The following is a 15,892-nucleotide window of genomic DNA, read 5'->3' on the forward strand; positions in this document are numbered from 1 at the left end:
CGCCTCGGCGCGGGCCGGTCGTGAGGACAGCCGTGTGCCGGGGCGCGAGGCGCCCCCTTCCAAGGAGAGTCCTCCACTCATGACCGTTCCTGTGACCGTGCCCTCCCGCACCGCCCGGCGCCGGGCACTCGCCGTCGCCGTACCGCTGGCGGCCGGAGCCCTGCTGTTCACCGCGACCGCGCCCGCGCGGGCGACCTCGACCCCGGCGCAGATCGCCACGTCCAAGGCGAACGGCGTCGCCTATCTGAAGTCGCTTCAGGCCGCCGACGGCTCGTACGCGGGCAGCGGTCTGTCCAACGAGTGGGCGTTCAGCGCCTTCGCCGCCGCGGGCACCGCGGCGGCCGACGTCTCTCCCGGCGGCGACACCACGAAGAACGCCAGGACGGTCTACCGGAATCTGCTGGCCACCGCCGCGTGGCCGTCCGCGTCGCCGGTGGTGACGGACTACGAGCGCGGCGCGCTCAACGCGTACGCGGCGGGCATCGATCCGGCCCGCGTCGGCACCGGCCGCAATCTGATCGCGGACATCGCCTCGTACTGGCAGCCCGCCTCGCCCGGCTACTTCGGGCCCCCCGCCAACTTCAACGGCACCGTCTTCGGGCTGCTGGCGCTGGCCGGGGCGAAGACGCAATCGGGCGGGCAGCGCGTGCCCCAGGCCCTGCTCGACGCGTCGGTGGCGGTCGTGCGCGCCAACGAGCACACCGACGGCGGCTGGAACTACGCGAAGGCGGCGGGCGATCCGACGCAGCTCGGCGCCGCGAGCGACATCGACATGACCGGCGCGACCCTGGCGTCGCTGTGCTCGGCCGGGGTGCCCAACACCGACACGGCCGTCGTCGCGGGCAAGAACTTCCTCAAGGGCAAACTCGTCAACGCCACCGGCGCCTTCACCTCGATGTTCGGCGCGAACACCGACTCCAACGGCTGGGCCGTCTCCGGCCTGAACGCCTGCGGATTCAACGCGCAGGGCACGGACTTCACCACCGCGGCGCGCAAGACGCCGGTCGACTTCCTGCTCGCCCAACAGTTCGGTCCGGGCGGCGGCTTCCGCTACCTGCCCACCGACACGAGCCCGTCGGCGTACGCCTCGATCGACGCGGTCCGCGCGGTCGCGGGCGGCGGCTTCACCGCCACTCCCCCGGCCCCGGTCACTCCCGGCGCGCCCGCCTGGGCCGCCACCACCGACTTCACCAGCGGCTCCACCAGCAAGCTCGCGCTCATTGTGGACAACGGCGGCGGTTCGCTGAAGGTGTGCTCGGTGCCGGTCGCGGCGACTGGTACGACCACGACGCTCGGTACGGTCCTGGACGCGGCGGCGGCGTCCGCGACGCCCGGCGGCTGCGTCACCGCCGTCACGCCCGCTACCGGCACGGGCACGGTCACGGCGCTCAACGGCACCGTCAACTCCGGTACGGCGACGTGGAAGTCGAGCCTGGACGGCTCGGCGCCGATCGCCGCCTCGCGCGGCACGACCGTCCACCTCGGTGACACGGTCTACCTGCGGTACGGGAGCTGACCGGCTCCCGCCAGCGGGCGCGCTTCCGCGGCGGTGACCGGTTCCGCCGGTTCGACGCCGTGGAGCGCGTGGGCCAGGACTTCGGCGCCGCGCACGACGCGGGGTCCCGGCCGGTTGAAGTAGGCGGGTCCGTCCAGGACCCACACGCGCCCGTCACGCACGGCGGGCAATTGGGCCCATGAGGGGTGGCCGGTCAGCAGGCCGGCCTCCTTCAGGGTGCGCTCGGGCGGGAAGCCGCACGGCAGCAGCATGACCGCTTCCGGCGCGGCTTCCCGCAGCGCGGTCCACTCCATGGGCGCGGTGTGCTCGCCCGGTCGCGCGAGCAGGGGTTCGCCGCCCGCGCAGCGGATCTGTTCCGGGACCCAGTGCCCCGCGGGCCACAGCGGGTCCAGCCATTCGATGGCGGCCACCCGCGGCCGGGGGCGGCCCGCCACCCGCTCCCGTACCGCCGCCAGCCGCTCCTCCAGCTCCGCCGTCCTGCGGGCCGCGGCCTCGGGAACGCCCAGCACGTCACCGACCTGGCGCACGCAGGCGAGCACGTCGGGCAGGGTCTTCGGCTCCAGGCTGATCACGCGCGGTCCTTCGCCGTCCAGCACGCGTACGGAGTCGGTGACCGCGCCGTAGGAGACGGCGCAGACCTGGCAGAGGTCCTGGGTGAGGACCACGTCGGGCGCCAACTCGGCGAGCAGCGCGGCGTCCAGGGTGTAGAGGGACGAGCCCCGGTGCGCGGCGCCGCCGACGGCCCGCGAGATCTCCCGGCTGCTGAGCGCGTCCGGGTCGAATTCCGCGCCGGTCACCACCGGTACGTCGGCGACCACCTCCGGCGGCCAGTCGCACTCATGGGTACGGCCCACGAGGGCGTCGCCGAGGCCGAGTTCGACGACGATGTCGGTCGCGGCGGGGAGCAGGGAGACGATGCGCATACGGGGAACGGTAGCCGGGCGGCGGGTGGGGGCTCGCGCGGCCGAGGGGAAGCGGAGGACAGGGACAAGGCCGGGTGCCACGGGTTGATCGTGGCACCCGGCCTTGGCTCAGGGGGATTCAGCGGGGTTCAGGGTCTGCGGCGAGAGGCGTTCAGCCCCAGGGTCCGTGCCCGGCGGAGCCCACGGTCAGCGGTCCGATCGCCAGGCTCGGCCGCCCGCTGGTGCCGTGCACCGCGCCTGCCGGGACCCGGACCGTCACCTCGCCGTTCCCGCGCGGGGTGACGGTGAACGTCCAGGTCGTGCCCGCCGCGCCGACGCCGTTGGCGGTGAGGCCGGTGACGGTGCCGTTGGACACCCGCAGGTCGGCGGCGGTCAGGCCGGTGACCTGCTGGTCGAGGGTGAGCGTCACCGGGATGGGCTTCCCGCGTGTCGCGCTCACCGCCGTGGTGGCCAGCGAGCCGGTGGGCGTGTCGCCGACCCGGTACGCCCCGCCGCACACGCCCGTCAGCAGCGGGTCAGCGGTCACGGCCCGGCTGCCCGAGGTGCTGAGCACATGGCAGCCGACGCCGACGCGTACCGCGAGCCGGCCGTCGTCCTGCCGGGTCGCGGTCCGCGCACGGCCGTCCACGTACACCGTCGTGCCCCGGTATCCGTCGGTGACCGGCACGCTCACCGTGGCGACGGAGTTGCCCGGCACCGACACGCCGAGGTCGGTTCGGTCGCCGACGCGGTGGAAGGACGCGCCGACCGTGCCCTTGACGGTCGGTGTCGTCACCGAGCCGTACGTCTGGTCGCCCGGCTGCGGACGCACGGTGAAGGTGTCGTAGCCCGGCGTGGACGGCGCGATGCCGTACATGTCGCGCGGGATGACGTACGAGGGGGCGGTGGCCCACGGGTGCGACCACGTCATGTTGCTCTTCTCGGCCGGGTCCCACGCCTCGCCGGTGGCGCCCGCGCCGAGGTCGATCATGTGCAGCCAACCGTTGGTGTCGTGCGAGGTGAGCAGGTCGAGCGCCTCCTGCGCGTGGCCCGCGTTGTACAGCCCCTGGAGCAGGAAGCCCGAGCAGTAGACGCTGCACGCCATGCCGCGCGAGGTGAGGTACGACGCGACCGCGTCGTACTGCTTCCGGCTCACGGGGACGCCGAAGGCGGCGGGGAACGCGGTCGCCTGGACCGCGAAGTGCCCGGTCGGCTTCATGTCGGCGCTGAGCCCGTCGTCGTACGCGCCCTTGCCCGCGTTGTAGAACGCCGAGTTGAGGGTGGTGCGCAGCCGGTCGGCGATCACGGTGAAGTTCGCCGCGTCGGCGCTCTTGCCGAGGGAGGCGGCCAGGACCGCCATCTGCGAGAAGTTGCTGTACGACAGGGCGCCCAGGATGGTGTTCTTCGCGGCGAAGACATAGCCGTCACGGCTGCCCGCCGGCCAGTCCACGATGGCGTCCGACTGGTCGATGGTGCCGAGCGCCGCGTTGTAGTCCTTGCTGAGCAGCTTGGGCACGAGCGCGTCGTACATCCGCTTGACCTGGTCGGTGGAGCCGGTCTGCCGCCAGTTGTCGTAGACGGACGTGATCACGTAGAGCGGCCATTCCTGCGGCCAGGTGCGGTGGTTGGCGAAGTAGTCCATCGAGTAGACGCCGAGTGTCGGGTCGTCGCTGAGGTAGAGACTCGCCAACTGGTGGATGTAGTTGTCGGATTCGTAGGGTCCGCGCTCGCGGGTCCAGGAGTCGACGTAGAAGTTCTGGTTGGTGGTCTCCACGGTGTTCTTGGCGAGCTGCCAGACCGAGACGAGGTCGGGGTCGGACGAGGTGAGCTGGGCGCCGCTCTCGTCGAACGGGTAGACCATGGCGAGGGCCTGGAGATTGTCGGCCGTGACGGGGACGGGCGAGTTGAGGACGTCGAGGTAGCGGAAGACGCGCATGCCCCAGGTGTCGACGCTCTGGGTGCCGCCGCGCAGGGTGACGACGTCCTGGTACTCGTTGCCCGCGCGCAGCTTGTAGCGCACGGTCGTCGGGTCGGACAGTTCCTCGCCGTAGCGGAGGGTGACCTTGCGTCCCGCTGTGCCGGGCAGCGTGAGGTGGACGCCGCCCTGCCAGGTCTGGCCGAAGTCGACGAGGTAGTTCCCGCTGCCCTTGTCGGTGATCTTCACGGGCCGCCTGAGCTGTTCCCGGACCTTGCCGAACGGGGTCGGCCGCAGGTCGGCGAACGCGGTCTTCGCGGTGGCGGCGGGCCACGCGGAGTCGTCGTACCCGTAGCGGCCGAAGCCGTCCGGGTAGCGGCTCATCGTGATGTCCTCCTGCGGCATGTTCCAGTAGCTGGTCCCGGTGGACTTCGCGGACGGCCAGATGTCCGCCCCTGACATGCTCCTCCAGCCGGGTCCTGTGCCGACCGTGCTCGTGCTGCCGTCGGTGTAGCGGATCACCAGATACGCCTGGAAACGCTGGTCCTTGGTGGTGTACGCGACCGCCGACAGCGCGTGCTCGCCGCCGGACCGCAGCGCGGCCGTCACGTCGAAGCCGTCGTAGCGGGTCTCCTTGTCCAGCGCCTCGGTGGGGCCGAGACCCACGAACCGGCCGTCGAGATACAGCTTGTAGACGTACTGCTTGGCCGCGTCGAAGGAGGAGCCGGTCGCGAAGACGGTGGCCCAGGCGACCTGCTTGGTCCGCTTCCCGCTCTTGTCGAGCGTGAAGTCGTGGCGCAGCAGCGCCCAGTCGTTGGTGGCGTGGGAGCTGAGGCAGTCCGTGCTGGTGCCCACGGCGAGCGCGCCGTTCTGCACGGTGCCGCACGGGAAGGGCGCGCCGGTCGCGCCGAAGTCGTTGGCGTAGAGGGTCTTTCCGCTGTCGGCCGCCGCCAGGCTGGTGACGGTGACGTCGTCCGCGGTGCCCGTCTCGGTGCCGCCGGTACGGAATCCGATGCCGCCCTCGGCGAAGGCGGTGTCGGTCCTGGTGTCGACGACCTTGCCGTCGAGGAAGGTGGTGAGCGTCGAGCCGACCGCCTCGACGCGGACGTCGTGCGTGGTGCCGACGGCGAGCGTGGTGTTCAGCGGTACGGGCGTGCCCGCGCGGAAGGTGCCGTTGGTCTCGACGTGCGGGACAAGGGTGTTGGGGTTGCTGGTGTCCGACGCCCTGAACTGCCACATGTAGCCGTTGCGGACGTCGGGCGAGCGGAACCTCACCCCGAGCGCGACCTTGGTCACGGTCAGCTTCACGTCGAGGCGGTAGTCGGTCCAGGTGTCGACGGCGGGCGGCGCGGACCAGATCGGCGCGCTCGTGCCCCAGGTGGCGCCGGGTCCGGTGCCGAAGGTCGCGGGGGCCGACCACGCGGTGGCCCTGCCGCGCTCGTCCCAGACCCGCACCGACCAGGAGTAGCGCTCGGCGGTGCGCAGGGCGGCGCCGCCGTACGGGATCGCGGTCGCGGCGGCCGTGGCGACCTTCGCGCTGTCCCACACGACCCGGCCGCGGCCCGACTCGCCCTCGGTGACGCGGAGTTCGTAGCCGGTCTGGCGGCCGACCCCGGACTGCCAGCCGAAGCCGACGGTACCGGCGGGATCGACGTCCACGGGAGCGGACAGCGATCCGACCGTCAGGTGGGAGGGCGCGCCGCTGTTCCCCACGCCTGCCCGCTGCCCCGGGCCCGGCGCGCCCGGCGGCGCGGCGCTCGCGGGTCCGGCCAGCGGCTGGACCAGGACCAGGGCCGCGAGGGCCGAGGCCGTGGCCAAGAGGGACACCAGTCTTCGACGCATCGTCACAGTCCGTCCACGGAAGGGGATTGAATCGTTTCACTTCATCTGCTAGTGACGTTACGGACGCGTGAACGGGTGTGTCAAGACTCCTGACGCCGGGGGCCGGTGGGCGTTTGCGCCGGTCAAGGAGTCGGGGCACCGCGTGCTCGCGGGCGGGGGCTCGGGGCGCGGGGAATCGATTCAGTGGGGGTCGGATGGCCGTCGACGCCGAGGGGAGGGCCGCCCGGCGGCCTTCTTCGGCTCGGGTGGCCGTCGAAACCGCCGGGCGGGCCCGCCTTTGGCGCGCCTTCGGCTGTGTTCGTTCACGATCGAGTCGGTGCGCTGCCGGGCTCGGGCTTCGCCCGCTCGGTCGGGGTGCGGTGAGGCGGAGTCAGCGCAGCCCGCCCGGTCGGGGTGCGGTGAGGCGGGGTCAGCGCTCCCAGGGCCAGGACGCGGAGCGGCCCACGCGCCCCGAACGCGCCGACTGATTTAGACGTCGTTTCCTTTGGTGCTGGTTGTCGTTGAGCAGTGCATGACGGATCTGGTGGAACGGTTGGTGCCGGAGGACCTGTGGGTGCTGTTTCGGCGGGTGGTGCCTCCCACCGAGGTCAACCGTCATCAGGGCGGAGGCCGACGGCGGGCAGGTGACCGGGAGGCGCTGGCGGCGATCATCTTCGTGGCAACATCGGGCTGCACCTGGCGGCAGCTTCCGCCGGTCTTCGGCCCGGCCTGGCCCACGGTCTACCGGCGTTTCGCCCAGTGGAGCAAAGCGCGGGTCTGGGCCAGACTCCACCGCGTCATCCTTGAGGAACTGGGCGCTTGCGGTGAGCTGGACTGGTCCAGGTGCGCAGTCGAATCCGTCAGCGTCAGAGCCGCGAAAGGGGGTCTCTGACGGGACCGAATCCGACCGGCCGTGGCAAGAATGGATCGAAGATCCACCTTGTCACCGATCGCAACGGACTGCCCCTCTCCCTCGGAATCTCCGCCGCCAACCTCCACGACAGCCAGGGACTGATACCGCTCGTGCGCGGCATCCCGCCGATCCGCTCCCGGCGCGGCCCACGCCGCCGGCGGCCCGGGAAACTGCATGGCGACAAGGGTTACGACTACGACCACCTGCGCCGCTGGCTCGCCCTGCGCGGCATCCGCCACCGCATTGCCCGCAGGGGCATCGAGTCCTCACAACGCCTGGGGCGGCACCGCTGGGTGGTTGAGCGGACCGATTCCTGGCTGGCCGGCTGCCGCCGGCTCCACCGCCGCTACGAACGCACAGCCGAGCACTTCCTCGCCTTCACTGCCATAGCCGCCGCCCTGATCTGCCACCGCCGACTCGCACGACGCGCGTAAATTCGCTGGTCAGACGTATTCCTGGGCAGGCAGGATGCCCTCATGGACCAGCTCGCCACAGTCGCCTGGCAGTACGTCGTGCGTTTGATCTTCCCGGAGGACTTGCCGATGGCGGCGGCCCACCTGCTGGCTGACGGATACGACTCCCCCTCGCTGTGTGAACTGGCGGGCCTTTCCCGACGGGCGGAGACAGCAGAGATCGACGAACTCTTCGACCGGGCGATGGCGGAGCTCGGAGTCCGGATCCCCGATGGCGAGACCGCTGAGCGCTGTCTCCTGCACCACATGGCGACACGGCTATGCGCCGGTGCAGTATCGCCGAGGGTCGCAGCGGCTCGAATCTGGCAGGGGCTCGCGTCGCAGACGAAGGCCGAGCGTGAATTCGTCCAGGCCGTGGGCGAGGATTACTACCTCGACTACCTGTCTCCTGAAGGCCTCCGAGCCTGGGAGAACGCCGTACTCCTCACAGCACAGACCCTGGCCCAGGCAGCGTTTCCAGTCGCAGAGTGACCGAAGCCCCCAAGACGCCTGTCGCCAAATCGGCTCACACAGCCATAAGAAACGACGTCTAAGCCGCGCGGGCCGCACCGGCCGCGGCTCGCGGGTCGGTAAACCCGTCCGCCCGTGGTCCGCGAACCTGTGAGCCCGTCCGTCCGTGGGTCAGGACAGCACGCGGTGCCGGAAGTTGCGCAGGCCCAGGGTGAGGAAGACGGCGCAGGCGGCGATCAGGACCGGGTAGACGGCGAAGAGCGACATGTGGGTGGACTCGGTGAAGGCGGCGCGCATGCCCTCGGTGATGTAGATGAGCGGGTTGACCAGGACCAGGATCTGGAGCCAGTGGAAGCCGCCGAGGTGGACGAGGGAGAGCTTCGTCCACTGGTAGTAGGTCCCGCCGAGGAAGACCAGGGGCAGGACGACGAAGCCGAACATGACGCCGATGTTCTGCGGCTGGAAGGTGGTGCCGAGCATCAGGCCGAGCGAGGTCATGGCGACGCAGGCGAGCGGGATCAGGGTGACCACGATCCACCAGTGGACGGTGAGATGGGCGTGGACGCCGGGCGCGTGGACGACCGCGGCGATCGGGAAGACGATGACCGCCGAGATCAGGGCCTGGACGGCGCCGGACAGCACGCGGGCGACGGCGACCAGCCAGATCGGGCAGGGCGCCTGCACCCGGTCCTCGATCTCGCGGGTGTAGCCGAACTCCTGTGACATCTGGATCGCGACGGACTGGATGCCCTGGAACATGATGCTGATGGCGACGACGCCGGGCACGAGGACGGTGGCGAAGTCCGACTCGCCCGTCGAGCCCCCGGCGCCGCCGATGCCCTGCCCGATGGTGGGGAAGACGTAGAGGAAGACGAAGACCAGCAGGAACGGCTGGACGAGTGTCCGGGCGACGAACTGCCCGAAGCTCTTCCACAGCACCCGCAGGTCCCGCCGGACGAGCGCGCCGAGGGCGGTACGGCTGGCGGCGGCCACGGAACGGCTCGGCCGTACGGTGACCGGGCGGTGCGTCGGGGACAGCGGCTGCGAGGGTCCGGCCGGTGGTGCGGTCATTCCCTCAGCTCCTTGCCGGTGAGGCTGATGAACACGGTCTCCAGGGAGCTGCGCACGATCGACAGGTCGACCAGTTCGAAGCCGCCCCGCTCGGTGCTGGCGACCACGCGCGGCAGCAGGCGCTCGTCGCCCTGGATCTGGAGTTCGACGCCGCCGTCGACCAGCCGGGTGCGGACGGCGCCCTCAATGTCCCGGGTGAGGCGGGCGGCGAGGGCTTCGTGGTCGCCACTGGCCAGCACGGTGACGATGGTGTCGGCGCCGACTCCCTGCTTGAGGGCTTCCGGTGTGTCGAGGGCGAGGATCTTCCCGTGGTCGATGATCGCCACCCGGTCGCAGAGCTGGTCGGCCTCTTCCATGTTGTGCGTGGTGAGCACGATGGTCTGGCCGTCGGCGATGAGCCCGGCCAGGATCTCCCACAGCGCGAGCCTGCTCTGCGGATCGAGACCGGCCGTCGGTTCGTCCAGGAAGAGGACGGCCGGGCGGTGCATGATCGCGCGCGCCACCAGCAGCCGCTGCGCCATGCCGCCCGACAGGTTGCCCACAGGAGAGGCGGCCCAGCGCGACAGACTGAAGCGTTCCAACGACTCGTCGGCCAGTTCGCGCGACCGTCCGGCGGAGATCCCGAACAGCAGCCCGTGGTAGTAGAGGTTCTCCCACACCGTCAGCGAGCGGTCCAGGGTGTTCTGCTGCGTCACGACCGCGATGACCTGCTTGGCCAGCGCGGGCTGCGCGACGACGTCGATGTCCCCGACGTACGCTTTCCCGCCGGTGGGGACCACGCGCGTGGCGAGCATGCCGATGGTGGTGGTCTTCCCCGCGCCGTTGGGTCCGAGGAGTCCGAAGAACTCCCCGGCGTAGACCTCGAGGTCAAGGCCGTCGACCGCCATGACGGGCGCTTTGGGATACCGCTTGGTGAGCCCGACCGTACGGATCACCGGGGGCCGTCCGCCGCCGGGGCCCGTCCGCTCCACCGCCGCCTCGACCGCCATGTCCCACCTCCCGGCTCCGCTCGACCCGCATGCCCGTCCGCCGCCCGGCCCGCGCCCGTCGGCTGCCCGATCCGTGCGCCCGCCGCTCTCGTCATCGAAACACGCCCCCGCCCGCGCGGCCCGCGACAACGGTCCGACCGGGGGACGTCGGCCGACGCGGGCGGGGGCGTTTATGATGATCGCGAAAAGCGGACCGCCCGCCTCCCGGCGGGGTCCCCGACCGCCGTCGCGGGGGCTGTGAGCGGCCAGAGGAGCGGGGCCGGGGAACAGGACCGGCGCATATGCCCAATGGCCGCGGATTCCCGAAGTGGCAGTACACGGTTGCGAAGAGCCAGTAAAGGACCCATTCGGGAAACTCGTACAGGATTCAAGGGAATGACGGCGTGAATTCATTCATTCTCACACCATCCGGGTGTTCTGAACATTGATCCGGAGGCGGCCAATAGGGTCTCCGGCGGGTCCGGCCGAGGGCCGCGGGCCGGGCGGGCAGGGGGGACAGCGCATGACCGATACCCCACGGGCGGACATACCGGATTCGCAGCCGGAACGTCGCCGTATGTGACGGGGAAAGACGGACAGGACGCTACTTACGGGGAGTGTCGCGACACAAGGCGGCGGGTCGGCGCGCGGCGGGGATCGGCGCCGAAGTGCGGCCCCGGGAGGAAGTCGATGACGCACTCATGTCACACGCGCCCCACTCACCCCAGTGGCTCTCTTCGAAATCAACCATGCTGCTATGGACATCTTGATTTGTGCTGCGTCATGAATGAGAATTCGTCCAATTGAGCGGCACGGAGTACACGCAATAGAGGCCCGCCGCGCACACCGGGGCCTCGCGCGGCGGGACAGCGCACTCACCCGCTCCGTTACCGACAGTAGCCGGGGGTAAATCGTTGGAGTTCTGCATACTCGGGCACCTCGAAGTCTCGGCGAACGGGCGCCCGGTGCAACTCGGCGGTGCCCGCGAGCGGACGGTACTGGCGATGCTGCTCATCGAGGCCGGTCATGTGATCCCGGTGGAACGGCTCATCGACGCCGTGTGGGGCGACGACCCGCCGGCGACCTCGCGCGGGCAGATCCAGATCTGTATCTCCAACCTGCGGCGGCGCATCCTCGCGGGCGGCGGCGAGGACCTGATCGAGACCCGACGGCCCGGCTATCTGCTGCGGGTCCCCGCGGGCACGCTCGACCTGCACCGGTTCGAGGCCGAAGTCCACGAAGGGCAGGCGGCGTTGGCGGCCGGGGACCCGGCCGGGTCGGCCCGCATCCTGCGGGACGCGCTGCAACTGTGGCGCGGTCCCGCGCTCGCCGACGTGGACAGCACACTGGTGCAGCAGGGAGTGGGGCGGCTCAACGAGCGACGGCTCGCCGTGCTCGGCGAGAGCCTGAAGTCCGGGCTGATCGCGGGTGAACAGCACCGGCTGATCGGCGAGTTGACGTCCCTCGCGGCCGAGTATCCGCTGCACGAGCACTTCAGGGCGCTCCTGATGATCGCGCTCTACGCGGCGGGGCGGCAGGCGGAGGCGCTGGACGCGTACCGCAAGGTGCGTGAGGAATTGCAGAGCGAACTGGGCATCGACCCGGGCAGTGAACTGCGCGGCCTGCACCGGGCGATGCTCGCCGGTACGTTCTCGCTGCCGGGCGCGGAGCCGGACGAGACGACGTCGGGGCGTTCAACGAGCCGGGACAGCCGGGACCACGACGGTCAGGGACGTCAGCCGCAGCATCGCGAAGACCAGCGGCGCGACGACCAGCACCGTGACGACCAGCGGCGGGAGGACCAGCGGCGCGACGAACAGCGCCGGGACGACCAGCGGCGCGATGATCAAAGGCGCGACGACCCCCGCCGGGACGACTACCGCCGGGACGAACGCCGACGCGACGAGCAGCGCCGCGACGAACCCAGGCGGGACGAACACGGGCGGGACGACCCGCGCCGTGACGACTACCGCGCGGATGAACACCGGCGCGACGAACCCCGCCGCGATCCGTGGGACCGCATGGAGCGGGACCGCGACGACCGGTACGGAGACCGGGACGATCCGACGGGCAGCGCGCCCGCGGAGTCGGCCCGGCCGCCCACCTCGACGGGCGCCCCCATGCCCGGCGCCCGCGCCGACCCGGAGGGCGCCTCGGACCAGGCGCGCGGCCAGGCCGAAGGGCAGTCGCCGCACCAGCCGCCGGCCGAGGAGCCCAAGCGGCGCGCGCCGAGCCTGCTGCCCGCCGACATCCCGGACTTCACCAGCCGCAGCGAGACCGTGAACGACATCGTGCGGCAGATCGGCGGCGACCAGCGCCACCGCAGCGACCAGGCGGTGCCCGTCTGCGTGATCGTCGGACAGGGCGGCGCGGGCAAGACGACGCTGGCCGTGCATGTCGCGCACCTGCTCACCCAGGACTTTCCCGACGGCCAGCTCTTCGCGCACCTGCGGGTCGGCGACCGTCCGGCGAACCCGTCCGACATCCTGGAGCGCTTCCTGCGGGCGCTCGGTGTCGTCGGCCCCAGCCTGCCCAAGTCCCTTGAGGAACGCGCCGAGCTCTTCCGCGACCTGGTCAGCGGGCGGCACGTACTGGTCGTGCTGGACGACGCCATGACGGAGCGTCAGGTCACCTGGCTGCTGCCCGGAAGCGCCGACTGCTCGGTGATCGTGACGAGCCGTCAGCGGCTCACCGGACTGCCCACCGCGGGCCGGGTGGAGATCGGCGCGCTCAGCGAGAGCGGAGCCGCCGCGCTGCTCGCCCGCTACATCGGTGAGGCGCGGGTGGTCGCGGAGGCGGAGAGCGTCAGCGAACTCTCCCAGCTCTGCGGCCGGTTGCCGCTGGCGTTACGGATCTCGGCGGCGCGGCTGGCGGCCCGTCCGCACTGGAGCGTCGCCGACCTCGTCGACCGGCTGCTCGACGAGTCCCGCAGGCTGGACGAGTTGAACCACGGTGAGATGCAGGTCAGGGCCAGCATCTCGCTGACGTACGACAGCCTGCCGGACGACGCCCGGCTGCTCTTCCGCCGTCTCGCCCTGCTCGACGTGCCCAACTTCGCGGCCTGGGTGGGCTCCCCGCTGCTCCAGGTCGACGTGCTGCGCGCGCAGGAGGCGCTCGAAGTCCTCGCGGAGGCGTATCTGATCGACGCCACGCCCGGTCCCGGCGGCCATGTCCGCTACAGCTTCCACGACATCATGCGGCCCTTCGCGCAGGAGCGGCTGGCGGAGGAGAGTTCCGAGGAGCGGCTGGGCGCGCTGGAGCGCTGGCTCGGCGCGCTGCTGTCGCTGACCGGTGAGGCGCACCGCCGCGAGTACGCGGGCGGCTATCTGGAACGGCGCAGTTCGGCGGAGCGCTGGCGGCTGCCCGACCGGCTGGTGGAGCGGCTGCTGTCCGACCCGCTGGCCTGGTACGAGCAGGAGCGTACGTCGATCGTGGCGGCCGTGCGGCAGGCGTCGGCGGCCGGACTGGTCGAGCACTGCTGGGACCTGGCGCTCAGCTCGGTGACGCTCTTCGAGGCGTACTCGTACTTCGGCAACTGGCGCGAGACGCACGAGATCGCGCTCAAGGCCGCCTGCCGGGCGGGCGATCAGCACGGCGAGGCGGCGATGCGCTACTCGCTGGGCTCACTGCACATGTTCGAGCAGAGCACGGACCCGGCGATGCGGCAGTTCGAGCGGGCGCACACGCTCTACCACGAACTCGGCGACGAGCACGGCGCGGCGCTCGTACTGCGCAACATGGCCTATCTGGACCGGCTGACCGGTGACATCGCGTCGGCGCAGGAGCGGTGGGAGGAGGCGCTGGGCGTCTTCCAGGTCACCGGCGACCGGATCGCCGAGGCGCACGTCCTGCACAACATGGCCCAGGTGCACGTGGACTGCGGTGAAACGGCCACGGCGCTGCGGCTGTTGGAGCGCGCCGAGGCGATCTGCCACGAGGTCGGCAACCGCCGGGTCACCGCTCAGGTGCAGAACCGGCTGGGCGCGCTGCACCTGCGGGTCGGGCGGCTGGACGACGCGCATGTCGCCTACACGCGTGTGCTGGACAGTGTGCGGGTGACCGGCGACAAGGTCGGCGAGTGCTACGCGCTGCTGGGTCTGGCGACGGTCGACCTGCGCCGCGGCGAGCCGGGTTCCGCGCGGGCGATGCTGACCGAGGCGCTCGAACTGGCGGTACAGGCCGGCGCCCGCATGGTGGAGAGCCGGATCGCGCTGGCGCTCGCCGAGGCGCTGCTCACCTCGGACGTCGAGGCGGCGCCGGAGTACGTCGAGCGCGCGCTGACCGGCTTCGAGGCGATCGGCGCGACGTTGGACAAGGCGCGCGCGATGGTGCTGCGCGGCCGGGTGCACGCGGCGTCCGGCCGTCCGCAGGGCGCGCGTGCCGACTGGCAGGCGGCGGCGGGCATGCTGACCGGGCTGCGGACGGACAAGGGCGGTGTCGCGCTGGTCGAGGAGGTGCGGCGGCTGCTGCGTACGCTGGCCGACGGGGGCGCCGACGCGGGTGTCGCGGCGGCGCAGCTTCCGGCGGAGGCCGAGCTGCACAGCTGAACGGCTTAGGAGTCGCCGGGGAGTTGGGGGAACGCCAGCTCCCGGCAGGGGGCCTGCCGGGTCGGCGGTGTTTCCGGTCGGCGTGAAGGTGCGGCCGACCGGGCGTCGTGGAGCGGGGGCGCCCGCCGGTGCGGGCAGGGAGAATCCGGGCAGCCGGTAGCACCGGGTGTCACGGGGTGGAAGGCGCCCAGCCGTGTGGGCGGCCCAGGGTCACGGGCGTCATGGTGCGGAGGTACCCGAGAGCGCGGGCGGGTGGGGGTGCCGGATCTCCGACGGTGCGGGATGCCCGTGTCGGCACGGGCTTCGTGGGGAGACGATTCGCCGGATCGAACCGGGGCGCCGTGAGAGAGGGCTCATCCGGCCGACCGAGCGGCGGTCGTCGTGGGGTGGAGCTGGGGAAGCGGTGGTGCGCGGTGCGGTGGTACGGGGTGCCGGGCCGCGAGGGCCGCGGCGGAGGTCAGTCCCAGATGGTGTTGTCCGTGGAGGCGGTGGGGGTGGGGGTCGGCTTCGGCGTTCCGCCGTCGACACGTACGACCGAGGTGTGGCCGTTCGTGGACGAGTGCGTCGAGGTGACCGCGACGGCGACGCCGCCCGTGAGGGTGACGAGCAGGGCGGCGGCGGTGATGCTGCGGCGGAAGGCGCGAACCGTCATGATGCCATCTCCAAGTCTGTGGGGCCGCCGGTTCAGGTGTCCCGGTGGCTCGATGACTTCATGGTTCGGTGGACCGCTTTCGGTCCGTCCTCGCCCGGCTATCACGGTCGCTATCACGTCGCTCTCACCCGACCGCCGCAGGTCGGCGCGGGGCTCGGCGCGGCGGTCCGGCTCTCGCCCCGCCCTCGTTTCGCTATCGTCGGGGGCCGCCGGTCCTATCGTCCCGGGCCGCCGGAGCGATGGCGGAACGATAGGGGCATCCCCCAACGTCGTGGCCACCCAGGCGCGACACCGCAAAAGACGCGCCCGAACCCGGAGGCGGGACCCGTGAGTCTTTGCGTGCACATCGTGGACAGTGCGTTCGGCGTACCGGCAGCGGACGTCGACGTCCTGCTGCGCCAGCCCGCCGGAGACGACTGGCGTGAGCTGGTGCGCGGGCGCACCGGTCAGGACGGCCGGCTGGCGATGCTCGGTGACCGGAACATCCAGCCGGGCATCTACCAGGTGGTCTGCGACCTGGACGCGTACTACGCCGTCCTCGGCTCGCTGCCCCTGCACCCCCGGGCCATCGTCGAGTTCCGGGTGACCGAGTCCGACGCGGACATCCACCTGCCGATCGTGGTCTCCACGCACTCCTTCCTGAGCTACCGCGGCGCCTGAGGCA

10 protein-coding genes are annotated in these 15,892 nt (G+C 71.5%); 5 read left to right on the forward strand and 5 right to left on the reverse strand.

All coding sequences use genetic code 11. The features are described from left to right. Positions 1–79: 79 nt before the first annotated feature. Positions 80–1,516 (forward strand): hypothetical protein, encoded by a 1,437-nt coding sequence (locus ACIOC1_RS24705; protein WP_401856374.1) that lies wholly within the window; start codon positions 80–82, stop codon positions 1,514–1,516. On the opposite strand, the gene ACIOC1_RS24710 is transcribed toward ACIOC1_RS24705, so the two are convergent. Beyond that, positions 1,495–2,439 carry an ABC transporter substrate-binding protein gene (locus ACIOC1_RS24710; protein WP_391045976.1) on the reverse strand — a complete coding sequence of 315 codons (945 nt, stop codon included), beginning with the start codon at positions 2,437–2,439 and terminating at the stop codon, positions 1,495–1,497. The genes ACIOC1_RS24705 and ACIOC1_RS24710 overlap by 22 nt on opposite strands. A 151-nt stretch (positions 2,440–2,590) precedes the next feature. Further along, a complete protein-coding gene (locus ACIOC1_RS24715; RefSeq protein ID WP_401856375.1) occupies positions 2,591–6,151 on the reverse strand; it encodes a family 78 glycoside hydrolase catalytic domain in 3,561 nt (1,186 codons plus the stop codon). A 535-nt stretch (positions 6,152–6,686) separates the two neighbouring features. Between ACIOC1_RS24715 and ACIOC1_RS24720 the strand changes: the two genes are divergently transcribed. Both ACIOC1_RS24720 and ACIOC1_RS24725 read left to right on the forward strand, forming a co-directional pair. Next, a protein-coding gene (locus ACIOC1_RS24720) for an IS5 family transposase (RefSeq protein ID WP_401856376.1) occupies positions 6,687–7,501 on the forward strand; the annotation gives its coding sequence in 2 pieces (ribosomal slippage) (positions 6,687–7,041 and positions 7,041–7,501; 816 coding nt in all). A gap of 42 nt (positions 7,502–7,543) precedes the next feature. Next, positions 7,544–8,011: a hypothetical protein gene (locus ACIOC1_RS24725; RefSeq protein ID WP_401856377.1), complete on the forward strand. Its 468-nt coding sequence runs from the start codon at positions 7,544–7,546 to the stop codon at positions 8,009–8,011. A gap of 150 nt (positions 8,012–8,161) precedes the next feature. Here ACIOC1_RS24725 and ACIOC1_RS24730 read toward each other — a convergent pair whose 3' ends face one another. Then, positions 8,162–9,061: an ABC transporter permease gene (locus ACIOC1_RS24730; protein ID WP_355341444.1), complete on the reverse strand. Its 900-nt coding sequence runs from the start codon at positions 9,059–9,061 to the stop codon at positions 8,162–8,164. Next, positions 9,058–10,050, reverse strand: coding sequence for an ATP-binding cassette domain-containing protein (locus ACIOC1_RS24735; protein ID WP_401856378.1), 993 nt, complete (start codon positions 10,048–10,050; stop codon positions 9,058–9,060). Before ACIOC1_RS24735 ends, ACIOC1_RS24730 begins: the two co-directional genes overlap by 4 nt. Positions 10,051–10,943: 893 nt before the next feature. Between ACIOC1_RS24735 and ACIOC1_RS24740 the strand changes: the two genes are divergently transcribed. Continuing rightward, positions 10,944–14,576, forward strand: a complete 3,633-nt coding sequence (locus ACIOC1_RS24740; protein WP_401856379.1) for a BTAD domain-containing putative transcriptional regulator — start codon at positions 10,944–10,946, stop codon at positions 14,574–14,576. Between the two features lie 457 nt (positions 14,577–15,033). Here the strand turns inward: ACIOC1_RS24740 and ACIOC1_RS24745 are convergent, their stop codons facing one another. Further along, on the reverse strand, positions 15,034–15,228 hold the full coding sequence (locus ACIOC1_RS24745) for a hypothetical protein (protein WP_188281614.1): 195 nt from the start codon (positions 15,226–15,228) through the stop codon (positions 15,034–15,036). Positions 15,229–15,288: 60 nt separating this feature from the next. On the opposite strand from ACIOC1_RS24745, the gene ACIOC1_RS24750 reads away from it, so the two are divergent. Continuing rightward, a complete protein-coding gene (locus tag ACIOC1_RS24750; protein ID WP_355341434.1) occupies positions 15,289–15,888 on the forward strand; it encodes a hydroxyisourate hydrolase in 600 nt (199 codons plus the stop codon). Positions 15,889–15,892: the final 4 nt, after the last annotated feature.

Origin of the sequence: Streptomyces sp. NPDC088197 (genome assembly GCF_044741185.1) — a bacterium.
Taxonomy (GTDB): domain Bacteria; phylum Actinomycetota; class Actinomycetes; order Streptomycetales; family Streptomycetaceae; genus Actinacidiphila.